The organism is Micromonospora sp. CA-248212 (assembly GCF_050948405.1).
Taxonomy (GTDB): Bacteria; Actinomycetota; Actinomycetes; order Mycobacteriales; family Micromonosporaceae; genus Micromonospora.
The window spans coordinates 3,426,392-3,450,390 of record NZ_CP192023.1 but is presented as its reverse complement, the minus strand read 5'-3'; the positions used below and the strand labels follow the sequence as shown (position 1 = coordinate 3,450,390).

The 23,999-nt window shown below is 73.0% G+C and carries 22 protein-coding genes, 1 pseudogene and 1 riboswitch; of the genes and pseudogenes, 9 read left to right on the top strand and 14 right to left on the bottom strand.

All coding sequences use genetic code 11. The features are described from left to right. Positions 1 to 76: 76 nt before the first annotated feature. From ACQP03_RS16545 to pdhA, 3 genes are read right to left on the bottom strand one after another with little or no spacing between them, the layout of a single operon-like run. Positions 77 to 1,618, bottom strand: coding sequence for a dihydrolipoamide acetyltransferase family protein (locus ACQP03_RS16545; protein WP_357118997.1), 1,542 nt, complete (start codon positions 1,616 to 1,618; stop codon positions 77 to 79). Then, positions 1,615 to 2,619, bottom strand: coding sequence for an alpha-ketoacid dehydrogenase subunit beta (locus ACQP03_RS16540; RefSeq protein WP_433461170.1), 1,005 nt, complete (start codon positions 2,617 to 2,619; stop codon positions 1,615 to 1,617). Before ACQP03_RS16540 ends, ACQP03_RS16545 begins: the two co-directional genes overlap by 4 nt. Continuing rightward, positions 2,616 to 3,782, bottom strand: coding sequence for a pyruvate dehydrogenase (acetyl-transferring) E1 component subunit alpha (pdhA, locus tag ACQP03_RS16535; RefSeq protein WP_433461072.1), 1,167 nt, complete (start codon positions 3,780 to 3,782; stop codon positions 2,616 to 2,618). Before pdhA ends, ACQP03_RS16540 begins: the two co-directional genes overlap by 4 nt. 130 nt (positions 3,783 to 3,912) lie before the next feature. Here pdhA and ACQP03_RS16530 point away from each other — a divergent pair, with 130 nt between their 5' ends. Continuing rightward, positions 3,913 to 4,395 carry an Lrp/AsnC family transcriptional regulator gene (locus ACQP03_RS16530; protein WP_433461169.1) on the top strand — a complete coding sequence of 161 codons (483 nt, stop codon included), beginning with the start codon at positions 3,913 to 3,915 and terminating at the stop codon, positions 4,393 to 4,395. A gap of 53 nt (positions 4,396 to 4,448) precedes the next feature. Here the strand turns inward: ACQP03_RS16530 and ACQP03_RS16525 are convergent, their stop codons facing one another. The 3 genes from ACQP03_RS16525 to ACQP03_RS16515 form a co-directional block, all read right to left on the bottom strand. Next, entirely contained in the window at positions 4,449 to 5,420 is a 972-nt protein-coding gene (locus ACQP03_RS16525; protein ID WP_357170440.1) for a DNA polymerase domain-containing protein, read from the bottom strand. Positions 5,421 to 5,981: 561 nt separating this feature from the next. Further along, entirely contained in the window at positions 5,982 to 6,128 is a 147-nt protein-coding gene (locus ACQP03_RS16520; protein WP_357119002.1) for an NAD-dependent epimerase/dehydratase family protein, read from the bottom strand. Between the two features lie 22 nt (positions 6,129 to 6,150). Further along, positions 6,151 to 7,041 carry a glycosyltransferase family 2 protein gene (locus ACQP03_RS16515; protein ID WP_357119005.1) on the bottom strand — a complete coding sequence of 297 codons (891 nt, stop codon included), beginning with the start codon at positions 7,039 to 7,041 and terminating at the stop codon, positions 6,151 to 6,153. A 209-nt stretch (positions 7,042 to 7,250) separates the two neighbouring features. Between ACQP03_RS16515 and ACQP03_RS16510 the strand changes: the two genes are divergently transcribed. The 4 genes from ACQP03_RS16510 to ACQP03_RS16495 all read left to right on the top strand — a co-directional run bounded on the left by ACQP03_RS16510 (position 7,251) and on the right by ACQP03_RS16495 (position 11,050). Continuing rightward, complete coding sequence (locus tag ACQP03_RS16510; protein WP_357170434.1) at positions 7,251 to 8,810, top strand: glycosyltransferase family 39 protein; 1,560 nt, start codon at positions 7,251 to 7,253, stop codon at positions 8,808 to 8,810. Positions 8,811 to 8,871: 61 nt separating this feature from the next. Beyond that, on the top strand, positions 8,872 to 9,603 hold the full coding sequence (locus ACQP03_RS16505; RefSeq protein ID WP_357170431.1) for a histidine phosphatase family protein: 732 nt from the start codon (positions 8,872 to 8,874) through the stop codon (positions 9,601 to 9,603). Next, positions 9,587 to 10,456, top strand: a complete 870-nt coding sequence (locus tag ACQP03_RS16500; RefSeq protein WP_363661553.1) for an NAD(P)H-hydrate dehydratase — start codon at positions 9,587 to 9,589, stop codon at positions 10,454 to 10,456. The genes ACQP03_RS16505 and ACQP03_RS16500 overlap by 17 nt, the downstream gene beginning before the upstream one ends. A gap of 93 nt (positions 10,457 to 10,549) precedes the next feature. Next, a complete protein-coding gene (locus ACQP03_RS16495; protein ID WP_357119014.1) occupies positions 10,550 to 11,050 on the top strand; it encodes a hemerythrin domain-containing protein in 501 nt (166 codons plus the stop codon). 60 nt (positions 11,051 to 11,110) lie between these two features. On the opposite strand, the gene ACQP03_RS16490 is transcribed toward ACQP03_RS16495, so the two are convergent. Further along, positions 11,111 to 11,242 (bottom strand): hypothetical protein, encoded by a 132-nt coding sequence (locus tag ACQP03_RS16490; protein ID WP_357399114.1) that lies wholly within the window; start codon positions 11,240 to 11,242, stop codon positions 11,111 to 11,113. Between the two features lie 70 nt (positions 11,243 to 11,312). Continuing rightward, positions 11,313 to 11,402, top strand: a riboswitch (ZMP/ZTP riboswitch). 18 nt (positions 11,403 to 11,420) lie between these two features. On the opposite strand from ACQP03_RS16490, the gene ACQP03_RS16485 reads away from it, so the two are divergent. Further along, the gene (locus tag ACQP03_RS16485) at positions 11,421 to 12,857 is read left to right on the top strand and encodes a glycine hydroxymethyltransferase (RefSeq protein WP_357119020.1); all 1,437 of its coding nucleotides are present in this window, start codon (positions 11,421 to 11,423) and stop codon (positions 12,855 to 12,857) included. Between the two features lie 188 nt (positions 12,858 to 13,045). Here ACQP03_RS16485 and ACQP03_RS16480 read toward each other — a convergent pair whose 3' ends face one another. The 6 genes and pseudogenes from ACQP03_RS16480 to ACQP03_RS16455 form a co-directional block, all read right to left on the bottom strand. After that, on the bottom strand, positions 13,046 to 13,306 hold the full coding sequence (locus ACQP03_RS16480) for a hypothetical protein (protein WP_007460594.1): 261 nt from the start codon (positions 13,304 to 13,306) through the stop codon (positions 13,046 to 13,048). Then, positions 13,306 to 14,622, bottom strand: coding sequence for a PLP-dependent aminotransferase family protein (locus ACQP03_RS16475; protein WP_357119024.1), 1,317 nt, complete (start codon positions 14,620 to 14,622; stop codon positions 13,306 to 13,308). Before ACQP03_RS16475 ends, ACQP03_RS16480 begins: the two co-directional genes overlap by 1 nt. A gap of 4 nt (positions 14,623 to 14,626) precedes the next feature. After that, a pseudogene (locus ACQP03_RS16470) lies at positions 14,627 to 15,726 on the bottom strand (alpha-hydroxy acid oxidase). Continuing rightward, positions 15,719 to 16,705 (bottom strand): alpha/beta hydrolase, encoded by a 987-nt coding sequence (locus tag ACQP03_RS16465; RefSeq protein WP_357394251.1) that lies wholly within the window; start codon positions 16,703 to 16,705, stop codon positions 15,719 to 15,721. Before ACQP03_RS16465 ends, ACQP03_RS16470 begins: the two are co-directional and overlap by 8 nt. 9 nt (positions 16,706 to 16,714) lie before the next feature. After that, positions 16,715 to 17,926: a cytochrome P450 gene (locus ACQP03_RS16460; RefSeq protein ID WP_357170415.1), complete on the bottom strand. Its 1,212-nt coding sequence runs from the start codon at positions 17,924 to 17,926 to the stop codon at positions 16,715 to 16,717. A 66-nt stretch (positions 17,927 to 17,992) separates the two neighbouring features. Then, positions 17,993 to 19,297, bottom strand: coding sequence for an SGNH/GDSL hydrolase family protein (locus ACQP03_RS16455; protein ID WP_433461070.1), 1,305 nt, complete (start codon positions 19,295 to 19,297; stop codon positions 17,993 to 17,995). A gap of 286 nt (positions 19,298 to 19,583) precedes the next feature. Between ACQP03_RS16455 and ACQP03_RS16450 the strand changes: the two genes are divergently transcribed. The 3 genes from ACQP03_RS16450 to ACQP03_RS16440 are packed head-to-tail and all read left to right on the top strand — an operon-like array spanning position 19,584 to position 23,297. Next, positions 19,584 to 21,143, top strand: a complete 1,560-nt coding sequence (locus ACQP03_RS16450; RefSeq protein ID WP_433461069.1) for an AMP-binding protein — start codon at positions 19,584 to 19,586, stop codon at positions 21,141 to 21,143. Continuing rightward, positions 21,140 to 22,354 carry an MFS transporter gene (locus ACQP03_RS16445; RefSeq protein WP_357119042.1) on the top strand — a complete coding sequence of 405 codons (1,215 nt, stop codon included), beginning with the start codon at positions 21,140 to 21,142 and terminating at the stop codon, positions 22,352 to 22,354. The genes ACQP03_RS16450 and ACQP03_RS16445 overlap by 4 nt, the downstream gene beginning before the upstream one ends. A 49-nt stretch (positions 22,355 to 22,403) precedes the next feature. Beyond that, on the top strand, positions 22,404 to 23,297 hold the full coding sequence (locus ACQP03_RS16440; RefSeq protein WP_433461067.1) for an aminoglycoside phosphotransferase family protein: 894 nt from the start codon (positions 22,404 to 22,406) through the stop codon (positions 23,295 to 23,297). 3 nt (positions 23,298 to 23,300) lie between these two features. Here ACQP03_RS16440 and ACQP03_RS16435 read toward each other — a convergent pair whose 3' ends face one another. Next, the gene (locus tag ACQP03_RS16435) at positions 23,301 to 23,867 is read right to left on the bottom strand and encodes a hypothetical protein (RefSeq protein WP_357170403.1); all 567 of its coding nucleotides are present in this window, start codon (positions 23,865 to 23,867) and stop codon (positions 23,301 to 23,303) included. Positions 23,868 to 23,999: the final 132 nt, after the last annotated feature.

Sequence of the window (23,999 nt, the reverse complement as noted above, 5' to 3'; positions counted from 1 at the left end):
GACACGGCCGGGAAACCCCGGGGCACGCGCCGGCCCCGACGCCGCGCGGGCGACGTCGGGGCCCAGGGGGTACGCGTCAGACGGCGGCGATCAGCAGCGCCGGGCGCTCCACGCAGTCTGCGACGTGCCGCAGGAAGCCACCGGCCACCCCGCCGTCGCACACCCGGTGGTCGAACGTGAGGCTCAACTGGGTGACCTTGCGGACGGCCAACTGCCCGTCGACCACCCACGGCTTGTCCACGATCCGCCCCACTCCGAGCAGCGCCGCTTCGGGGTGGTTGATGATCGGCGTGGAGCCGTCCACGCCGAACACCCCGTAGTTGTTGAGGGTGAAGGTGCCGCCGGTGAGCCGGGCCGGCGCGAGCGTCCCGGCCCGCGCCGCGGCGGTGGTCTCCGCCAGCGCGGCGGCCAGTTCGGCGGTGGTGAGCCGCTGGGCGTCCCGCAGCACCGGCACCAGCAGGCCCCGGTCCGTCTGCGCGGCGATACCCAGGTGCACGCCGGCGGACTGGACGATCCGCTGGCCCTCGGTGTCGACGCGGGCGTTGAGCTGCGGGTACCGGCGCAGGCCGCTGAGGCAGATCCGGGCCAGCAGGGCCAGGATGCTCACCGGGGCGTCGGGCGTCGCCGCGTTGATCGCCGCACGGGTCTCCAGCAGCCCGGTGGCGTCCACGTCGACCCAGATGGTCACCTCGGGGATCTCCCGCCGGCTGCGGGAGAGCTTGTCGGCGATGACCTTGCGGATGCCGGTGAGCGGGATGACCACGTCGCCGTCCCCGGTCGGGGCCAGGGCGACGTGGGGCTCCGGCACGGCGGCGAGCCGGGGCGCGGTCGAGGCCGCCTCCACGTCGGCGCGGCGGATCACGCCGCCGGGTCCGGTGCCCCGCACGGTGGCGAGGTCGACGCCGCGCTCGCGGGCCAGCCGGCGCACGATCGGCGAGATGACCAGGGCACTCGACGACTGGGCACCAACCGTCGCGCCACCGTCGGCGGCAGCGGAGTGGGAGGCCGGACTCGCGCCGGGCCGGTCAACCCCGACCGTGCCGGTACCGGCCGGGCCAGTGACGGCCGAGCCAGTGACGGCCGAGCCAGTGACGGCCGAGCCAGTGACGGCCGGACCGACACCGACCGGACCGGCGGCGGCCGAGCCAGCGCCGATCGCGCCAACCTCGCTCGCGCCAACGCCGGTCGGGCCGGTGGCGGTCGGCGCGGCGTCGGTCGGGTCGGGGGCGAGGGTCAGGCGCGGCCGGCGGCGACGGCGCGTCGCGCCGCCGTGCCCGGTGCCGTACCCGATCAGAACGTTGCCGGAGCCGGCCCGCTCCTCCTCACGGTAGGTGGCGTGCCCGGCGGGCTCGTCGCCGCCGCCGTCCAGCGGCGCGATGGTGATCAACGGCTGGCCGACCGGGCGTACCTCGCCGGCCGCGCCGTGCAGGGTCACGACCCGTCCGGCGTACGGGCAGGGCACGTCGACGACCGCCTTGGCGGTCTCCACCTCGACCACGCTCTGGTCCACCTCGACGACGTCACCGACGGCGACCCGCCACTCGACGATCTCGGCCTCGCTCAGCCCCTCGCCCAGGTCGGGCAGGAGGAAGACCTGGGTCCGCTCGACGGTGGTCATGCCGCCGCCCAACGCGCGTCGGGCTGGTCGTCCCACTGCAGGCGGGCGACCGCGTCGAGGACGCGGTCCACGCCGGGCAGGTGGGTGTGCTCCAGCATCGGCGCCGGGTACGGGATGTCCAGCCCGGCCACCCGCAGCACCGGGGCGTGCAGCGCGTGGAAGCAGCGCTCCTGCACCCGGGCGGCGATCTCCGCGCCGACGCCCGCGAAGCCGGGCGCCTCCTGGATGACCACGCACCGGCCGGTACGCCGGACCGAGGCGGTGATGGTGGCGTCGTCGAACGGCACGATGGTGCGCACGTCGACGACCTCCAGGTCCCAGCCGTCCTCGCGGGCGGCCTCGGCGGCCTCCAGGGCGACCGGCACCGCCGGTCCGTACGCCACCAGGGTGGCGTCGCGGCCGGGCCGGCGCACCACGGCCCGGCCGAACGGCTCGGTCCGCGTCGGCAGGGCCGCCTCGGCGCTGGCGAAGTAGAGCTTCTTGGGCTCCATGAAGACCACCGGGTCGGGGTCGTCGATCGCCTCCCGCAGCAGGGAGTACGCGTCGTCGACGGTCGCCGGGGTGACGACCTTCAGGCCGGGGGTGTGCGCGTAGTACGCCTCGGACGAGTCGCAGTGGTGCTCCACCCCGCCGATCCCACCCGCGTACGGCACCCGGATGACGATGGGCACGCTGAGCGCGCCCCGGGTGCGGTTGCGCAGCTTCGCCACGTGCGAGGCGATCTGCTCGAACGCCGGGTACGCAAACGCGTCGAACTGCATCTCGACCACCGGCCGCAGCCCGGACATGGCGAGGCCGACGGCGAAGCCGACGATGCCGGCCTCGGCCAGGGGCGTGTCGAAGCAGCGGTTCTCGCCGAAGCGGGCCTGCAGGCCGTCGGTGATCCGGAAGACGCCGCCGAGCTGCCCGACGTCCTCGCCGAAGACGACGACCTTCTCGTCGGCGGCGAGGGCGTCGGCGAGCGCGGTGTTGAGCGCCTTCGCCATGGTGGTGGCCATCAGGCGTCACCCTCCTCGTCGCGTGCGGCGGCCAGCTCGGCGCGGACGAGTTCGCGCTGCTCGACGAGCTGCGGGGTGGGCTCGGCGTAGACGTGGTCGAACAGGCTCAGCGGGTCGACCGTGGGCTGGCTGTTCATCCGGGCGCGCAGGTCCGCGGCGTACGCCTCGGCCTGCTCGGCGACCTCGGCGACCGCCGCGTCGTCGAGCACACCACGGGCGCGCAGGTAGGCCTGGAGGCGGGCGATGGGGTCCCGGTCCCGCCAGGCGTCGACCTCGGCGCCGTCGCGGTAGCGGCTGGCGTCGTCGGCGTTGGTGTGCGGCTCCATCCGGTAGGTGTGCGCCTCCACCAGGAACGGCCCCTTGCCGGCGCGGGCGTGCGCGACCGCGCGGGTGAGCACGGCGAGCACGGCGACCGGGTCGTTGCCGTCGACCTGCTCACTGGGCACCCCGTAGCCGATGCCCTTGTACGCCAGCGACGGCGCGGCGGTCTGCCGGGACAGCGGCACGCTGATGGCGTACCTGTTGTTCTGCACGAAGTAGACGACCGGGGCTTTGAACACGGCGGCGAAGTTGATGCCCTCGTGGAAGTCGCCCTCGCTGGTCGCCCCGTCACCGATGAAGGCCAGCGCCACGGTGTCGCGCCCCTGGTACGCCTCACCGTGGGCGAGGCCGGCCGCGTGCACGCACTGGGTGGCGAGCGGGGTGCACTGCGGCGCGGTGTGCACCCGGGTCGGGTCGTAGCCGCAGTGCCAGTCGCCGCGCAGCAGGGTGAGAACCTCGACCGGATCGATGCCTCGGGCAACCAGCGCCATCGATTCGCGGTAGGTGGGGAACACCCAGTCGGTGTCGCGGACGGCGAGCGTGGCGGCCACCTGGCACGCCTCCTGGCCCCGGGACGACGGGTAGACGGCGAGGCGACCCTGCTTGGTCAGCGCGGTCGCCTGGGTGTCGAACCGGCGGCCGAGCACCATCCGGCGGTACAGCTCCCGCAGCGCCTCGACGGGCGGTTCCGGGTAGTCGGTGCGGGCCGGCAGCGGCGTGCCGGTCTCATCGAGCAGGCGGACCGGTTCGGCGTCCGGCAGCAGCGGACGCGCCGGGTCGGGCGGGGTGACCGTCCGACGGGCGCGCGGGGATGCCCTGCGGACCGCCTGGGGTGTGGTCGTCACGGCGGGACCTCCTGGGACGTGTGGTGAGCCTATGCTTCCGCCTGACGGATGATTGACTCAAGATCCACGAAGAAGGCGGGACGTCTGGCATGCGGAAGGCAGATCGGTGAGCCAGGAGACCGGAGACGGGGTGGGCCAGGCGACCGGAGCGGGACGATCGGTCCGAGCCTTGGACGAGGTCGACCGGCGGATCGTGGACGAGCTGGTCCGCGACGGGCGTACGTCGGTGCGCACGTTGGCCGAACGGATCCACATCTCGCGCACCAACGCGTACGCGCGGGTCGAGCGCCTGATGCGCGACGGCGTGATCACGGGGTTCCGGGCACAGGTCGCGCCCGAGGCGGCCGGGCTGGGCACCTCGGCGTACATGGCGTTGACGATCGAGCAGAACACCTGGCGGGAGGTGTCGGCCGAGCTGGCCCAGGTGCGCTACGTCGAGCACGTCGCGCTGCTCAGCGGCGAGCACGACGTGCTGGCCCTGGTCCGGGCGCCGGACAACGCCGCCCTGCGGGACGTCGTACTCGACCGGGTGCAGCGCATCTCCGGGGTGCTGTCGACAAGGTCGTGGCTGGTCTTCGAAGAGTTCGAGGGCACACAGAGCCCCTGGACCTGAGGTGTAAGGAAGGGCCCCCTATTACCGCCTGGTGTCTAATAAGGGGCCCTTCCTTACACCTCGGGCGGAGCCTCGAGGCGCTCGCGGTCGGCCAGGGCCAGCAGCGGCTCCAGCGAGTGCCGGTCGCCGTCCAGGCCGGCGTGCGGGTCGCCGCGCTCGGCGAACCGGGCCGGCACGGTGAGCACGTCGAAGTCCTCCGGACGGGCGTCGTCCAGCTCCGCCCAGTCCAACGGCGCCGACACCAACGCTTGCGGCGTCGGCCGGATCGAGTACGCCGACGCCATGGTGTGGTCGCGGGACATCTGGTTGTAGTCGACGAAGACCGGCCGGTCCCGCTGGTCCCGCCACCAGGTGGTGGTGACCAGGTCCGGCAGCCGACGCTGCATCTCCCGCCCCAGCGCGAGCACCGCCCGGCGGCACTCGCCGAAACTCCACCGCGGCTCGATTGACAGGTACACGTGCAGGCCCCGGCCGCCGGTCGTCTTCGGGTAGCCGGTCATGCCCAGCTCGGCGAGGAACGCGCGCACCTCCCGGGCCACCGGCACCACCTGCTCGAAGCCGACGCCCGGCAGCGGGTCGAGGTCGATGCGCAACTGGTCGGGGCGCTCCACGTCGCGGGCGGACACCGGCCACGGATGAAACCGCAGGGTGCCCAGGTTGGCCGCCCAGATCACCACGGCCAGTTCGCTCGGCGCGACCTCGTCGGCAGTCCGGCCGCTGGGGAACGTGATGTGCGCGGTGCGCACCCACTCGGGCGCGCCCGCCGGCAGCCGCTTCTGGTAGAACGCGTCGCCGCGGTTGGTCTGCCGGGTGGCGATCGTCGCGCCCTCGAAGACGCCGCGCGGCCAGCGTTCCAGCATGGTCGGCCGGTCGCGCAGCGCCCGTAGGATCCCGTCGCCGACCGCCAGGAAATAGCGGACCACGTCCAGCTTGGTCAGCCCACGTTCCGGAAAGTACGGCTTGTCGGGGCTGGAGACGCGGACCAGCCGCTCCCCCACCCGGATCTCCTCCGCCGCCGTGGCCACGCCCCCGAGGGTACGACGTGGGGGCGGACCCGGTGGGCTACCGGCCGGTGACCAGCGTGGCGTGCTGCTGCGGCGACGGGCCGCCGACCGACTGCGTCGCGGACAGCTCGGCGCCGGAGTGTTCCCACAACTGCTCGTCTCGGTGTGCAGATCGTCGCTCGGCGACCAGCCGAGCACCTCGGCGGCGAGCCCGACGTCCAGCCGCTGCCAGGTCGACTCGACCGGACCGGTCTGCTCGGCCTCGACCAGGTCGGTCGGCACCCCACTGACGTCGATGAGGAGCTGGGCCATGTCACGGACGCTGGCGGCGACCCCGCGACCGATGTTGATCACGTAGCCGGCCGCCGCGGGCCGGGTCGTGGCCAGCAGAATGGCGGCGGCCACGTCGCTCAGGCCCACGAAGTCCCGCCGCGGGCCCGGCGAGCAACTGCGCGTCGTTGAGCCTTCACCTGCCGCCCGGCGGAGTTGATCACCACGTCCGGTTCGAGGTCACGCAGCAACGCGGTGATCTCGGCGGCGGCGGCCAGATCCAGGGCGCGGACCGTGACGCCCGCCCCGATGTCACGCGGGGTACGGGCGCCCCGCGATGACGGTGTGCCCGGCATTGGCCAGCGCCCGGCAGATGGGGCGGCCGAGGAAACCGGTGCCGCCCAGCACCACCACCCGCCGCGACCCGCCGGCCGCCGGCTGCCGCTGCGCGACGATCATGACCGCCCCCGGTCGTGGTCGCTCATCGGCCTGGCCCGAACGCGTGCCGCGACAGGCTCTTCACACCGGTCATTCGGCCGGCGAGGATCGCCGTCGGCAGCAGCGTGATGGCGTGCAGCCGGGACGACATGTAGCGGCGGGCCGCCCGGGCCGCCCGCGGCCAGCCCTGCTCGTCCATCCGCCGGGCGACGTCGACGAAGAACGCCCGTGCCTCGGTGAACCGGGTGCCGGCGATCGCGTCGGCGGCAGACTTGCTCACCGCGTGCCGCCGGTACTGGAAGCACAGGGTGGTGTCGATCGCCATCTGCTCGCCCCGCTGGATGAGATCGATCACCAGCGCGAGGTCCTGGATGACCTGGAGCTCCTCGCGGAAGTTGACGGCCTTGAGCGCGTCCGTCCGCCAGCAGATCGACGGGAAGTATAACCAGCAGCCGCGCAGCAGGCTGGCCGCCAGATCCTCGCCACCCATCAGCGTCCGGGACTCGACGCGCGGTGCGTAGAGCCGCCGCTTGGCCTCGTCGACGATGGTGTTGACCACCGTGCCGTCGGCGTCGATGATCTCGACTCCCGGCTGCACCATGCCGACGCCCGGGTACTGCTCGATCACCGACCGCACGGTCGCCACGTAGTTGGGGTGCATGATGTCGTCCGTGCCCATCATCACCAGGTACTCGTGTTCGGCGAGGCCGACGCACTTGCGGAAGTTGCCGGTGATGCCGAGGTTGCGCTCGTTGCGCTGGTAGCGCACCCGCTCGTCGGTGATCTGCGCGAACCACTCCGGCACGCCCGGCTCGGTGCCGTCGTCGACCACGGTCAGCCGCCAGCCCGGGTCGGTCTGTGCCAGCACGCTGCGCACCGCCGCCTGCATGAGGGGCACGCTCCCGTAGTACGGCAACATGATGTCGACAATCATCTGCTCCCCGGACCTTACTGTGCGTGGTGGACGTGCGCGACGAGCGCGGGCCACATTATCAGTCATCCCACGCGAATCCCGTACCGGCGAGCCGGCCTGCCGGGCCGTCGCGACATTGCCCCGGGACGCCGGGCCGACGGGTCCGACGACGTCTACGCCGAGGGCTATCATCGTCGCGCCCGAACCGCACGCCCCCGGATTGGACGCAGATGCCAGACCGTGCCGTCATCACGGATGCGCCTCAGGCGCAGAACGACGTGGGCTCGCCCCCGCCGGCCGCCGAGCCGGCCCGCCGGCGACTTCCGTTCGCCCGCCGGCTGGCGCTCAGTGTCTGGTTCTGGCCGACGGCATTCGCGGCCCTCGCGGTCGGCTGGCGACTCGGCAGCCCGGAGATGTGGCAGGACGAGCTGGTCAGCATCGACCTGGCGAACCGCTCCACCAGCCAGATCCTGAGCATGCTGAAGAACGTCGACGCCGTGCACGGCGCGTACTACCTGTTCATGCACGGCTGGGCAACCGTCTTCGGCAGCGGGCCGACCAGCGTGCGGGTGCCGTCGGCGCTGGCCATGATCCTGGCCACCGCGTGCGTGGCGCTGGCCGGGCGACGGATCTTCGGCCAGACAGCCGGGATCGCCGGCGGGTTCACCTTCGCCCTCGTGCCCACGGTCACCCGTTTCGGGCAGGAGACCCGGTCGTACGCCTTCGTCGTCCTCGCCGCCGCCGCGGCCACGCTGTTCCTGCTCCGGGCCTTGGAGCGGCCGGGGTGGCTGCGGTGGGCGCCCTACACGCTCGCCGTGGCCGGTATCGGCCTGGTGAATGTGGTGGGGCTCACCCTGCTGATCGGGCACGGCCTGGCCGTGCTGATCCACTGCTGGCGGGAGCGTCGTTGGTGGTCGGTGGTCTGGTTCGGGCTCGCCGCGTTGGCCGGCGTGGGCATCGCCGCCCCGGTGATCCTGCGCGGCATGAAGCAGGCGGGCCGGCAGATCAGCTGGATCCCGGACAGCGCGCCCTGGACGGTCTGGGAACAGGTCCTCGGCTCGGTGTTGCTGGCCTTCGCCGTCACCGCGCTGGCCGTGGTCGGTGTGCTGACCCACCTGCGCCGCGGCACCGCCGCTCGGACCGTCATGTTCGCGCTCATCGCCGCCGTGCCGCTGCCGGTTGTCCTGCTGGCCTCCACCGGCGACATCAACTACTTCTTCTCCAAGTACCTGCTCTTCGTCCTGCCGGCCTGGGCGGTGCTCGCCGGCGCGGGCGTCGCCGCGTTGCGCCGCGTCCCGCTGGTCGTGGTGGGTCTGGTGGTGCTCGCCGGCCTGAGCGTGCCCGGCCAGCTCGCACTGCGCGCCGAGTACTCGCACAGCTGGTACACCTATCCGCAGAAGCGGGCGTTCGCGCCGTTCGGGTACTCCGAGGCGGCGCGGGTGGTCGAGTCCGGTTACCAACCCGGCGACGGGCTGGTGGCCGGTGGCGCCTGGTGGTGGGCGGCCGAGGACGGGGTTCGGTACTACCTTCCCAAGGACGTGAAGCTGCGCAACGTCTTCGAGCAGCGTTCCGCAGCCCAACGCAATGAACTCTTCAACGCGGCCTGCACCAACCCCGCCCGTTGTCTGCACGACGAGCCGCGACTGTGGGTGCTGCTGCCGGCGGTCACCGACACGCCGCTGGCCAGCCTGCCAAAGAAGCAGTCCGCCGTGCTCACCGAGCGCTACGAGGTGGTCCGGGTCGACCACGTGACCGGGATGACCGTGGCCCTGCTGCAACGGCGCGGCTGAGTCGACGCCCGGCCCGGCGCGGCACGGTTACCCCGTGCCGCGCCCGGGTACCGGGGTCGGCATGGCGGAACTGTCGACGCTCTGGATCATCCGGCACGGGGAGAGCACCGCGAACGTGGCGGCCACCCGGGCCGAGGAGGCCGGCGCGGACGTGATCGCCCTGAGCCACCGCGACGCCGACGTACCGCTCTCGGACACCGGCGAGGAGCAGGCGCGGGCGACCGGCCGCTGGCTCGCGGGGCTGCCCGAGGACCGGCGACCCGAGGTCGCGGTGGTGTCGCCGTACCTGCGGGCGGTCTCCACGGCCAAGCTGGCGCTGCACGGCACCGGGATTCCGGTGAGCCGTGACGAGCGGCTGCGCGACCGGGAGCTGGGCATCCTGGACGGCCTGACCGGGCACGGGGTGCGCCGGCGGTTTCCCGACGAGGCGAAGCGCCGTGAACGGCTGGGCAAGTTCTACTACCGACCGCCCGGCGGTGAGGCCTGGACCGATGTGGCGCTGCGTCTGCGGACGCTCCTCGGTGACCTGCGCCGCGACCACGAGGGCCAGCGGGTGCTGCTGTTCGGCCACGACGCGCTGGTCTTCCTGCTGCGCTACCTCATCGAGGGATTGACCGAGCCGGAGCTGATGGCGTTGACCCGCGAACACGTGATCGCGAACTGCTCGGTCACCGACTGGTCGGCCGACGAGCAGGGCCGCCTGCGGCTGGGCGGTTTCAACGAGGTCGGCCACCTGCACCGGCAGGGCGCCGAGGCGACCAGGGAGGACGAGATCCATGCCGAACCGGTCTGAGGTAAAGGTGATCACGCCGGCGCTGCTGCGGGACTGGGCGCTGCCGGTGCCGGCCGGGGGCAAGGAGAGTCGGGGCACCGTGCTGGTGATCGGCGGCTCCCGCTTCACCCCCGGGGCGGTCCTGCTCGCCGGAGTGGCCGCGCTGCGCGCCGGCGCCGGGGTGCTCCAGCTCGCCCTCGCCGAGTCGACCGCCGCCACGCTGAGCATCCAGGTGCCCGAGGCGCTGGTGGTGGGGCTGCCGGAGACGCCCGACGGCACGGTGGCCGCCGACCGGGCCGGCCAGCTCGGTGAGTTGGCCGGCGCGGCCGACGTGGTGGCCCTGGGTCCGGGGTTGACCGGCATCGACGAGACCTACCGACTGCTGGACCTCGTCCTGGAGGCGGCCGGTCCGGACACCCCGCTGGTCCTGGACGCGTACGCGCTGGGCGCGCTCAGCCACGAGCCGAAGCTGCTGGTCGGCTCCGGCCGCCCGGTGGTGCTCACCCCCAACGTCACCGAGGCCGGCCACCTGCTGGGCCGGGACCCGGGTGACGACCTGAGCGCCGAGGCCGCCGAGTTGGCGCAACGGTACGACGCGGTGGTCTCGCTCTACGGTCACGTGGCCGCCCCGGACGGCCGCGGATGGCGGGAGGAGAGCGGCGACGCCGGCCTCGGCACGTCCGGCAGCGGGGACGTGCTCGCCGGCCTGCTCGCCGGGCTCCTGTCCCGGGGCGCCGACCCGGCGCAGGCCGCCTGCTGGGGTGCGTTCGCGCACGCCGTGAGCGGCCAGCGGCTGATTCCCCGGTACGGCCGGATCGGTTTTCTGGCCCGGGAACTGCTCGACGAGATCCCGCGCACCCTGGCCACCGTCTGACCAGGCGAGGTGAGCCGGGTTCGCCTGTTTCGTCACTCCGGCTCGGGGTACCGGATCGACACCAGCCGAGCTACCGAACAAGGGGGCACACCGGTGTCGACCGATGCCATCGTCCTGCTCAAAGAGGACCACAAGGAGATGCGCCGTCTGTTCAAGGCCTTCCAGGACGCCGAGGAGGGACCGGCGAGCCAGCGGCAGAAGCTGGTGGACCAGATCCTGGAGGCCCTGACGGTGCACACCTACCTGGAGAACGAGGTGATGTACCCGGAGGTCCGCCGGCTCCTGCCCGACCTGGAGGACGACATCCTCGAGTCGTACGAGGAGCACCACGTGGCCGACCTGCTCTGCCTGGAACTGGCCAGCATGGACGCCAAGGACGAGCGCTTCACCGCCAAGACGACGGTGCTGATCGAGAACGTCACGCACCACGTCGAGGAGGAAGAGGAGGAGTGGTTCCCCAAGGTCCGCGAGGCGTTGGGCCGTAAGCAGCTCCAGGAGATCGGCGAGAAGATGATCGCGCTGCGCGCGGACGCGCCGCGTACCCCCACCCAGCCGAAGGCGATCAAGAAGGCGCGCGACGCGGTGACCGCCTGAGGCGAGGCGTTCGCACCGAGGGGCCCGGCACATCGCCGGGCCCCTCGTCGGTTCGTTTGCTCAGTCGCCCGAGCCCGGCTCGGCCATCCGGCGGTGCCGCTCGGACCTGCGCTGGTCCGGGATGATCTTCCCGGCGGCCGGCTGCACCTTGCTGATCAGTGAACCCGCCGTGACGGCCTGGTCACCCCTCATCACCTCGGCGTACTCGCGTCGGGAGGTCGGCCGGGTCGGCCGGGTCGGCCGGCGCCGGCCCGGTAGGATCGGCGCGGGCCGTTACTGGCGCGTTGGGATGGAGAACCATCGGGGAGCGGCCCCGTCACGAGGACGTTTGCCGTGCGCCTGGGCCTTCCGCACATTCGTAGGAGGTCGCATGTCGCGCAACGCCGAGTCCACCGCATTCCGGAGCGCCCTCGAGGTGATCCGGGCTGTCGAGCCGCGGGTGGCCGACGCCATCGGCGCCGAGCTGACCGACCAGCGGGAGTCGCTCAAGCTCATCGCCAGCGAGAACTACGCCTCCCCGGCGACGCTGCTGGCGATGGGCAACTGGTTCAGCGACAAGTACGCCGAGGGCACCGTCGGCCGCCGCTTCTACGCCGGCTGCCAGAACGTCGACACCGTCGAGGCGCTCGCCGCCGAGCACGCCCGGGAGCTGTTCGGGGCCGCGCACGCGTACGTGCAGCCGCACTCGGGCATCGATGCCAACCTGGTCGCCTTCTGGGCGGTGCTCGCCGACCGGGTGGAGTCCCCCGCCCTGAAGAAGGCCCAGGTACGCCAGGTCAACGACCTCACCGAGGCGGACTGGTTCGAGCTGCGCCGCGAGCTGGGCAACCAGCGGATGCTCGGCATGTCCCTGGACGCCGGCGGCCACCTCACCCACGGTTTCCGGCCGAACATCTCCGGCAAGATGTTCGACCAGCGCAGCTACGGCACCGACCCGGCCACCGGGCTGATCGACTACGACCGGGTGGCCGAGGCCGCCCGCGAGTTCAAGCCGCTGATCCTGGTCGGCGGCTACTCGGCGTACCCCCGGAAGGTGAACTTCCGGATCCTGCGGGAGATCGCCGACTCGGTCGGCGCGACCTTCATGGTCGACATGGCGCACTTCGCGGGCCTGGTGGCCGGCAAGGTGTTCACCGGCGACTTCGACCCGGTGCCGCACGCGCACATCGTCACCACCACCACCCACAAGTCGCTGCGCGGCCCGCGCGGCGGCATGGTGCTCTGCCAGCCGGAGCTGGCCGACCAGGTGGACCGGGGCTGCCCGATGGTGCTCGGCGGCCCGCTGCCGCACGTGATGGCCGCCAAGGCCGTCGCCCTGGCCGAGGCCCGCCGCCCCGACTTCGCCGACTACGCCCAGCGGATCGTGGACAACTCGCAGGCCCTCGCCGACGGGCTGCTGCGTCGGGGCGCGAAGCTCGTCACCGGTGGCACCGACAACCACCTGGTGCTGATCGACGTGTCCGGCTACGGGCTCACCGGCCGGCAGGCCGAGCAGGCCCTGCTCGACTCGGGCATCGTCACCAACCGCAACTCGGTCCCGCAGGACCCGAACGGCGCCTGGTACACGTCCGGCATCCGGATCGGCACCCCGGCGCTGACCACGCGCGGGCTGGGCACCGCCGAGATGGACCAGACGGCGGAGCTGATCCACACCGTGCTGACCCAGACCACGGCCGGCGCGAACGCCGACGGCACCCCGTCCAAGGCGAAGTACACGCTCGACGCCGACCTGGCCGACAAGATCTCCCGCCAGGCCGCCGACCTGCTGGCCCCCCACCCCCTCTACCCCGCCGTAGACCTAACCTGACGGCCTCCCCACCCCCCACCCCCCACCCCCGCCGCGGACGACCGCGTCGATCATGGAGTCGTGGTGCCCGAATCAGGGCGAGTGGCGACCTTCGTCCACCACCACAACTTCATGATCGACGCGGACGGGGGTGGGGCGGGGGCGCGGGGCGGGGCGGGGCGGGGGGGGGCGCGGGGCGAGGGTGGGGGTTAGTTCAGGGGGCGTTTTAGGTGGTAGCGGTGGACTTCGGTGCTGCCCTGGACGTTGTTGACGTCCTCGGCCGCTGAGACCAGCTCCCAGCCCTCGCGGCCGGCGCGGTTGAGGTGCGCGATGGCCGTGTCGCCGTAGGCGGTGATGTCCTTACGGGACCCGTCCGGGCCGTACCAGACGAACGAGACGGTGAAATTGCGACCCTGTCCCTGATAGCGACGAACGAGCAGGGCGTACTCCCAGGCAACCATGCGGCCCATTATGACCGTCCACGCAGGAGCTCGTCGGTGACGAGGGCGGCGAGTCGGTCCAACCCGACGTCGATCTGCTCCGGCGTCACCGCGCTGACCGACAGCCGCAGCGCGCGCACCGGCGCGGTGTCGTCGTAGAAGTGCGCCATCGGCGTCCACAGCACGCCGTAGTCCCGCCCCGAGATGTCCAGCAACGCGTCGTCGACGACGAACGGCACGGTCACCACCACGAAGAACCCGCCGGCCGGCACCGTCCAGCGCACCTCCGGCCGGTCCGCGAAACGCCGGGCCAGGCCGGCCACCAGGTGGCGCAGGTTGCGGGCGTACGCGGCCCGCTCCCGGGTGTTCGCGGGCACCAGGCTGCACCCGTGCTCCAACAGCCGCCCACCGATCACCGCCTGCGCGAGCGGTGAGGTGTTCACGGTGACCATGCTCTTGATCATGGCGAGTTGGTCGGCGAGCGGCCCGACGCGGCCGTCCGGTCCGGCCACCCGCTGGTCGGCGACCACGTAACCGACCCGGGCCCCGGGCAGCACCGTCTTGGCGAAGGAGCCGAGGTAGACCACCCGCCGGTCGGTGTCCAGCGCCTTCAGCGTGGGCGGACGCGGCCCGTCGGCGACGGCGAACAGCCCGTACGGGTTGTCCTCCAGCAGCAGTAGGTCCTCCTCGGCGGCCAGCGCCAGCAGCCGCTGCCGGTCGGCGACGTCGATGCTGGTCCCGGACGGGTTGGCGAAGTCCGGCATCACGTAGCAGGCGCGGGGCCGTAGGCCCGCCTGGCGGGCGCGGCGGGCCTGGGCCCGCAGGTCGCCCAGGTCCACCCCGGACGGTCCACCGGCGACCGGCCACACCGGCAGGTCCACCAGCCGGGCCGCCCCGGTCAGCCCGACATAGGTCGGCGCGACCGCCAGCAGCACGTCCGTCGGGCCGGTCCGCAACGCCCGCAGCACCAGGAACATGGCCTCCTGACACCCGACGGTCACCACGACGGTCTCCGGGTCGACCGTGATCCCCTCGTCGAGGGCGAGGTTCCGGGCGACCAGGTGGTGCACGATGCCCTTGGTCCGGCCGTACTGCATCAGCAACCGGCGTGCCTGCTCGGGCGAGTGCCCCCGCTCGTCGACGAGGTGCCGGTGGAACGTGTCCAGGTGCCGGTGCACCGCGGCGACGTCGAGGAACTCCTCGTACGGGCGGCCGGCCGCGAGCGACACCGCCGCCGGATACCGTTCGGACACCTCGTTGAGGAAGTTCATCGAGGTCAGCGCCGGGTCGCCGAGCGCGGGGTGCAGATCGGCGACGGTGAGGTCGGCCGGTTCGGTGGCGTCCACCGGCTCAGCCCGTCCGGAGGGTCCGTAGCCCGGCCGCCGCCGCCGGGTCGGCGCAGCCGGCGAGGTTGAGCGCGTCCCGCACCTCGGCGGCGAGCAGCGCCAACGCGTCCTGCGCGCCGCGCCGCCCCCGACGGCCAGCGCCCAGAGCAGCGGCCGGCCGACCAGGACGCCCGCCGCGCCCAGCGCCAGCGCCCGCAGCACGTCGGTGCCGCCCCGGATCCCGCTGTCCAGCAGCACCTGAGCACCGTCGCCGACCGCGTCGACGACCTCCGGCAGCATGGTGACGCTGGCCGGGGCGCCGTCCAACTGCCGGCCTCCATGGTTCGACACCACCACCGCGTCCGCCCCGATCCGTACCGCCTCGACCGCGTCACGGGGGTCCAGCACCCCCTTGACGACCAGCGGCAGGTCGACGTGCTCGCGCAGCCAGGCCAGATCCGCCCAGCGCAGGGCCGCCTCGAACGACGCGTCGGTGTGCGCGGCGATCGCCGAGACGCCGGGGACGCCCGCGTGGGCGAGCGTGTCCCTGCCGTACGGCAGGTTCGCGGCGACCACGTCCGGCGGCAGCCGGAACGCGTTGCGCAGGTCGCGGGGGCGTCGGCCGAGCACCGGGACGTCCACGGTGACGACCAGGGCACGGCAGCCCGCTGCCACGATCCGGTCCAGCAGGTCGCGGACCAGGGCCCGGTCCCGCAGCCAGTAGAGCTGGAACCAGACGTGGGCGCCGGTCGCGGTGATCTGTTCGATCGGCGTGCTGCTCAGCGTGCTCGCCACGAACGGCACGCCGGCCGCGCCGGCCGCCGTCGCGAGGCCTGCCTCGCCGTCCGGGTGTACGAGCCGCTGGTAGGCCATCGGCGCCACCCCGACCGGCAGCGCGTACGGCTCACCGAGCAGCCGTACGCCGGTGTCCACCGCATCCCTGCCGCGCAGCACCCGGGGCAGCACGGCGACCCGGTCCAGCGCGGTGCGGTTGGCGGCCAGGGTCACCTCGGCCGCGCCGCCGCCGGCGACGTAGTCCCACACGTCCGGGGCCAGCACCGCCCGAGCCTGTTCCTGGTAGTCGGCGAACGTCACCGGCCGGTCGGCCAGCACCCGCTCAACCACCGCGTACCCCCGTGCCCTCCGGCTGGGCCGGCGCCGCCTCCCGATTCGGCGACACACCGAACCGGTCCCGCAGGAACGCCGCGGCGCTGTCCTGCGCGTGCCGGCCGTCGGTGAACACGCCGGGCATGGCGAAGAACCCGTGGATCATGCCCGGGTAGTGGTCGACGCGGACGGGCACGCCGGCGGCGTCCAACCGCTCGGCGTAGCGCTGCCCCTCGGCGCACAGCGGGTCCAGCTCGGCGGTGATCACCAGGGCCGCCGGCAGGCCGGACAGGTCGTCGGCGCGCAGCGGCGACGCCAGCGGGTCCCGCGACTGCTCGGCGTCGGTGAGGTAGTGCGTGCGGTACCAGGCCACCGAGTGACGGTTGAACAGGGTCGGGTCGTCGCCGACCGGGCCGGACGCCTCGCCGCCGATGTCGGTGTTCGGGTAGACGAGCAGTTGCGCGGCCAGCGCGGGCCCGTCCGTGCGGCAGAGCAGGGTCACGGCGGCGGCGAGGTTCCCGCCGGCGCTGTCCCCGCCCACCGCCAGCCGCGTCGGGTCCACACCGAACCGGTCGGCGTTCTCGGCGATCCAGACGGTCGCGGCGTGGCAGTCGTGCACGGCGGCCGGGAAGGGGTGCTCCGGGGCGAGCCGGTAGCCGACGGTCACCACCTGACAGGGCACCGCGTTGGCCAGCCGACGGCAGATCCCGTCGGCGGTGTCAATGCTGCCGAGGGTCCAGCCGCCGCCGAAGAAGTACAGCAGGGTGGGCAGCGGACCCGACCCGGCCGGCCGGTACACCCGGATGGGCAGGTCACCACCCGGACCGGGAATGTGCTCGTCGCGTACCTCGGCGACCTGCTCGACCGCGCCGCCGCCGGCGCGGATCGCGGCCAGGTCCGCGGCGCGCGCCTCGGCGAGGGTCTGCGTGTACAACGGCGGTGTGCCCGCCGCGGCGCGGGCGGCGCGGTAGGCCGCCACCTCCGGGTGCAGGGCCATGCTGATCTCCTATCCGCCGGTGCTGACCAGCAGCTTGTCGATGCCGCGCAGGAAGAGGCTGCCGCTGTACGTCGGGGTCTCGGTGACCGCGAGCCGGGGGAACCGGGCGAACAGGCGGGGCAGCGCGAGGCGTCCCTCCAGCCGGGACACCGCCGCGCCGAGGCAGAAGTGCAGGCCCACCCCGAAGGCCAGTGACGGCGGTCCGGCGCGGGTCGGGTCGAAGACGTCCGGGTCGGGGAACCGCGCCGGGTCCCGGTTGGCCGCGCCGATGATGATGAGCACGTTGTCCCCCTCGGCGACCGGCACGCCGGCCAGCACGGTGTCCTCGGGCGCGGCCCGGGCGAGGAAGTGCACCGGGCTCTGCAGGCGCAGCACCTCGTCGACGCACCCGGCGGCGAGGGCCTCGTCGGTGGGCAGCGCGGTGACCGCCCCCGGGTGGGCCAGCAGCAGCGGCAGGCCGTTGCTGAACATGTAGACGGTGGTGACGAAGCTGGCGTTGAACAGCACGATCAGGTTGCTGATCAGCTCCTCCTCGGTCAGCTCCACCTCGCCCGAACCGACCGCCTCGACCAGGGCGCTGATCAGGTCCTCGCCGGGCGTACGGCGGCGGTGCGCCAGCAGCTCCCGGTAGAACGCCCGCAGCTCCTGCGCTGCGGTGTTCGCGGCGGCCAGCCGCTGCGGGGTCTTGCCGGCCACGTCCAGGAACTCGTCGATACGCTCCACCCGATCCCGGTACCAGGTCAACTCCCCCGCCGGGATGCCGATGAACTCGGCCATGACCAGCGCCGGAATGGGGTACGCGAAGTCGGCCACGAAGTCGACGACACTGTCGCCGGCGTCGGCCATCCGGTCCAGCAGCTCGTCGACGACGCGCAGGATCACCGGCTCCAACGCGCCGAGACGACGGGGCGTGAACGTACGCGAGAAGACGTGCCGCATCCGGGTGTGGTCGGGCGGATTGATGAACATCATCGACGTCTGGAAGGTGCGCAGGATCTCGTGCTCCTCCCAGCCCGGCGGTGGCTGTTTGGTCCACCGTGGATCGCGCAGCATCGCGTCGATCAGGTCGTAGCCGACCGCCACCGCCGCCACGGTGCGGTGCTCGGCGCGCGGCGGCACCGCGCTGACCGGCCCGAGCCGGTGCAGGCGGGCGTACCACGGGTACGGATTTTGGCGGCCCTCTTCGCTGTAGAGGCCGGTGAGCAGGTCCTGCACCGTCACGACGTACTCCTCCCCAGGATGTCGGTGCTCCGGGGGCGGCGGGGTGGCCCGCCGCCCCCGGCGGTGTCACAGACCGAGCAGCCGTATCGGCACGGCGTCGGCCATCGCCTTGTTGCCGGCGTCGTTCGGGTGGATGTGGTCACCCGAGTCGTACGCGGGCAGCAGTTGGCTGGGCTTGGCCGGGTCACGCAGCACCCGGTCGAAGTCGAGCAGTCCGTCGAACTCCCGGCTGCCGCGCAGGTACGCGTTCACGGCCTGCCGGGTGGCCTCCTTCTCCGGCGTCCACACACCTGGCGCGCCGTGCCCCTCGTACGGCGTCAGCGTCGCCACCAGGCTGGTCAGGCCGCGCTGCTGGAGCTGCTGGTTGATCTGCCGCAGGGTGGCGATGATCGCCTCGGACGAGTCGTTGGACATCCAGATGTCGTTGATGCCGAGGTGGGTGACGACGGTCCGCGCCCCGGTCTGGGCGAAGACGTCCTCGTTGAGGCGGGCCGCCGCGTTCGGGCCGAGCTGGAAGTAGCCGGGGTAGTCGCCCGCGCCCGGCTCGGTGCCCTCGTGGTTGAGGCGGTTGCCGGCCAGGCTCAGGTTGAGCACGCCCGGGGTGCGCTTGTCGGGCCGGTCGGCGAGCAGCCGGTCGGCGAGCAGGTCGGGCCAGCGGCGGTTGGCGTTGACGGTGCTGCCGTTGCTGTCCCCGATGGAGTCGCCGAGCACGACCAGCGCCCCGGGGGTGCCCTTGCGCTGCACGTCGACGCCGGACAGGAAGAACCAGCAGCAGTTGGGCCGGATGGTGAAACCGGCTCCGTCAGCCGCCCCGGTCAGGTCACCGGCGCCGATGAAGTTCGTCTGCTGGGACTGCCCGTGGAAGGTGGTCGGCCCGGTCGGCGTCGGGAAGTGCAGGGTGATCACCAGGTCGCTGTCGTCGGCGACGGCGAAGGTCAGCGGGTCGCTGAGCAGCTCGGCGCCCCGGTTCATGGTCGCCGAGGCGGCGCCGGTGAAGGTCAGCGGGCGCAGCGAGGCCGGGTCGATGTCGGAGACGTCGTCGACGGTGGCGGTGTTCGGTCGGGCGACGGTGGCGCGACCCACCCGAACGGACTGTTCGCCGTAGAGGTTGCTCAGTCGTACGCGCAGCGCCGGGCCGCCCACCGAGACGTGCACGACCATCCGGACGCTCTGGTCGTTCAGACCGGTGTTGGTCAGGCCGACCGAGTTGCCCCGGGTGACCGCCGCGGCCCAACTGCCCGCCCACTCGCCCCGGTCCGGACGATCGGCGACGGTGGAGGATCCGCCGGCGATGGCGACGACGGCGGGTGTTCCGGTGACCAGTAGCGCCGCGAGGGCGGTGACGACATGCCATCTCTTCGGGGTCGACATGGAACCTCCATCGTGTGGCAGCCCAGGGCCGTCCGCTGACGGCTCCCGCCTGGACGATGGTCCAGAAACCTAGCCGCCGCCGATGACGGGCGTCAATCAACTGATCGACGCGATCAAATGTCCGCCGGGCCTGCGGTTTCGCCCGTCGGCCCGGTCCCGGCACGTCTCCGTCGGCCTAGGCTCGCAGGCGGCGGCGGTGCGGTCGCCGAACGCGCGCCCACCGCCCGCGACGTCACCGGGAAACCGACCCGGAGACCGCCGCTCTCCTGCGATGGGGGTTTGCCGGATGACTGACGGACCCGGGCACGCGACCTATGTGGACCGGGCGCTGGACCTGTTCGCCGACTTCGGCGATCGGGAGGCGCTGGTCGGCGGTGGCCGCCGCCTGACCTACACCGAGGCCGCCGCGCGGGTACGCGCGATGGCCGCGACGCTGACCGGGCACGGCGTACGGCCGGGCGCGGCGGTGCTGGTGACCATGGGCAACGCCGTGGAGGGGCCGCTGCTCCAGCTCGCGCTGCACCTGCTCGGGTGCCGGACGATGTGGGTCGCCCCGGTCACCGCCCGCCGGGAGGTCGACGAGTTCGTCCGGCTGGCCCGCCCCGACGCCCTGGTCTACGACGCCCGCGACCCGGCCAGCCTGGGGCCGGAGCTGGCCGCCGCGCTGCCCGGCGTACCGGTGTGCTGCCTGGGCCCCGGCGGTGCGGGCCCGGACCTCACCGCCGACCCGGGCGGTTCCGTGCCGCCGACGACGGAGGTCCCCGCGCCGGAGTCGTTCCTCCAGACCAGCGGCACCACCGGCGCGCCGAAGCTGGTGCACCACACCGAGAGCTTCTACGCCCAGATCCTCACCCTCGCGGCAGACTTCCGCGCCGCCGGCTTCCCGCTGCTGCGGCACCTGTCGCACTCGCCCATGTGGTTGGCCAGCGGCCAGATCACCACCCTGTTCAACCTGTTCACCGGCGGCGTGCTGTTCCTGCGCGACGACTGGGACCCGACGGCGTTCGTGGCGACCGTGCAACGGGAGCGGATCAACTCCACCTTCGTGACCCCGCCGATGCTCTACGAGCTGCTGGACCATCCGACGCTGGTGGACGCCGACTTCTCGGCCATGTTCATGTTCAACGTGGGCGCCGGGCCCGCCGCGCCCGCCCGGCTGCGCCAGGCCATCGCGCGGTTCGGCCCGGTGCTGCGCATCGTGTACGGCCTCAGCGAGGCCGTCGTGATCACCGCGCTGCCCGGCCTGACCGACGACCCGGAGCACCCGGAGCGGCTGCGCTCCTGCGGGCGTCCCTACGGCGACGTGCGGATCGAGATCCGCGACGACGACGGCGTGGTGTTGCCGCCGGGCCAGGACGGCGAGGTGTGGGTGCGGAGCCGGCTGAGCTTCGCCGGGTACCACGGGCAGCCCGAGCTGACCGCGCAGACGCTCGTCGACGGCTGGGTGCGCACCCGCGACATCGGCCACCTCGACGAGGACGGCTACCTCTACCTGGTCGACCGGGCGCACGACATGATCGTGACGCACCGGCGGAACTGGGCCATCTTCTGCCGCCCCATCGAGGACGTGCTGGCGGGGCACCCGCAGGTGCGGGCGGCCGCCGTGATCGGCGTGCCGGACGACGAGGTCGGCGAGGCGCCGTACGCGTACGTGGTGCCCGCGCCGGGCGCGACGGTCACGGCGACGGAGTTGATCGACCTGGTGGCCGCCGACCTGAACGAGATGTGGGCGCCGGTCGGGGTGCAGTTCGTCGACCGGTTACCGGTGAACCGGTCGGTCAAGGTGGACAAGCGGGCGTTGCGCGCCGAGTACGCCGCGCGGCGGGCGGCGGCGGTCGGGGCGTGACCCCCCGCCGGCAGTTGGTCGTCCTGGTCGGCGCGGACCTGATCTCCAACCTGGGCACCCGCATCTCGGTGGTGACCATCCCCTGGCTGGTGCTGGTCACCACCGGCAGCCCGACGAAGATGGGTCTGGTCGCGTTCGCCGAGACACTTCCGTACCTGTTGTCCAGTGCCCTCGGCACGCCCTGGGCGGACCGGATCGGCCTGCGCCGGACGTCGATCCTCTGCGACGCCGGCAGCGCCCTGGCGATGGTCGTCGTCGCGCTCACCCCGTGGCTGGGCTTCGCTCCCCTGGTGGCGCTGGTCGCGGTTGCCGGGGCGCTGCGCGGCATCGGCGACCGGGTCAAGCACGTCATGTTCCGGCCGGTCGCCGAGGCCGCCGGGGTGCCCCTGATCCGCCTCACCTCGGCGTACGACGGGTTGAGCCGGGTGGTGACGCTGTTCGGCGCGGCCGTGGGCGGTGTGCTGATCGCCGCGTTCGGGGTGACCCAGGCGATCCTCATCGACGCGGCCAGCTTCGCGATCTGCGCGCTGCTCATCGGCCTCCTGGTTCGCCCGCCGGCCGCCCCGGCGACGCCCGCCGCGCCGGTGGGCTACCTCCGCGCGCTGCGGGACGGCTTCGGCTACCTCGGTCGGGACCGGCCGCTGCTGGGCATGCTGGTGGTCGTCTCGGCGCTGAACATGGTGGCCAACGCGAGCGTGGCCGTCTACATCCCGTTCTGGGTCGCCCGCGAACTACACGGTCCGAGCGGGCTCGGGCTCGTGCTCGCGGCCTTCTCGGCGGGCGCGCTGCTGGGCAACGTGGCGTTCACCGCGCTCGGGCCCCGGCTGCCCGGCCGGCTGACGTTCCTGATCGGGGCGACGGTCGCCGGCACACCCCGACTGGTCGCCCTGGCGATCAGCGACGAACTGCCGGTCGTCCTCGTGGTGACCTTCCTGTCCGGGATCGGCATCGCGGCGGTCAACCCGCTGCTCGGGGTGGCGCTGTACGAGCGGGTGCCACCGGACCTGCAGACCCGGGTGCTCGGCATCGCCGGTTCGCTGGCCTTCGTCGGCCTGCCGGTCGGCGCGCTCCTCGGTGGCTGGTCGGTGGACGCGTTCGGCCTCACCCCGGCGCTGCTGCTGATGGCGGCGGCCTGCCTGTCGGTCACCGCGCTGCCCCTACTGGCCCGGACGACCACACCGTCGCGGCCCACCCCGGTCACCACGTCCTGACCGCGAAACTGGGTTGCGCACGGGGAACGGCGCCCGCAGGCTCGGGCGGATGAGCGCACCCGCACCGCACACCGACGAGCCGGCCGCCCCACTGATCGACGTCGCGTTGGCACGGCACCTGGTCGCCGAGCAGTTCCCGTGCTGGGCCGACCTGCCCGTACGCCCCGTCGAGGTCGGCGGCTGGGACAACCGCACCTTCCGCCTGGGCGACGAGATGACCGTGCGGCTGCCCAGCGACGAGGGGTATGTAGCTCAGGTCGCCAAGGAACAGCGATGGCTGCCGATGCTCGGCGCAGCCCTCCCGTTGGAGATCCCCGTGCCGCTGGCCCAGGGCCGGCCGGGAGCGGGCTACCCGTACCCCTGGTCGGTGTACCGCTGGATCGACGGGCACACCGCGCGCCCCGAGCGGATCGACGACCTGACCCGGTTCGCGACGGACCTCGCCGCCTTCCTGCGGGCCCTGCGCGCCGTCGACGCCGCCGACGGCCCCGCGGCCGGCCCGCACAGCTTCTGGCGGGGAGGACCGCTGTCCACCTACGACGCCGAGACCCGGGCGGCGATCGAGACACACCGCGACCGGCTCGACGTCGACCCGGTCACCGCCATCTGGCAGGACGCGCTCGATGCCACCCGGTCGGGCCCGCCGGTGTGGTTCCACGGCGACGTCGCGTACGCCAATCTGCTGGTCCGCGACGGCCGGCTCGCCGCCGTCATCGACTTCGGCTGCTGCGGCGTCGGCGATCCCGCCTGCGACACGGTGATCGCCTGGACCCTGCTGCACGGCGACAGCCGGGCCGCCTTCCGCGACGCGCTCGACGTCGACGCGGGCACCTGGGCGCGCGGGCGCGGCTGGGCCCTGTGGAAGGCGTTGATCACCCTGGACGGTCCCGACCCCGCCGCTTCCCGCCGCGTGATCGACGAACTGCTCGCCGAGCGCCCCTGAGCGTCAGCGGCCGGCCGCCGCCGGGGTGGCGTGTTCGGCGTGGCAGCGCGGGCAGCGCAGCCGCGACGCGACGGTCCGGGGCACCCGCAGCCGTTGACCGCAGGCGCAGGCGAACACCGGCTGGGCCGACCGCAGGTACTCCTCGCGCGTCCGCCGGGGCCAGCTCCCGTGGCAGCGGTGGCAACGCTTCGGCGGGTAGCTGTGGTAGTGGGCCAGCCCGAACGCGCCCAGGAGCATGACGGTGGCGACGACCGGCAGTCCCAGCAGGACCACCAGGGCCGGCATCACCGCGCCGGACACCACCGCGCCGACCACCGTCAACAGCAGCACCGGCACGCCGAGCAGCAGACCGGCGAAGCCCCAGGTGAAGGTGAGCAGGGACGGCACGAAGAGCGGCCACACCCCGCCGGGCGTCCAGCGGGCCACCCCGTACCCGCCGCAGCGCGGGCAGTTCGGCGAGGCGGCGTGCGGCACCGACCCCAGCGCCTTCGGCGCGAGCCACTCGACGACCCTCTTGAGGATCTCCTCGACGATTTTGCTGGCCAGTTGCTGCAGGAACGATGTGAGCACGCTGCCACCTCCCGACCGCCGCGTCCCACCGTCATCGTGACCGGCCGCCGCCACCGGCCCCGGCCCAGCGCGCCGACGCCGCCGCCAACGACGCCTTTCCGACACGCCATCGTTCGTCCTGCGTTCGCCGCA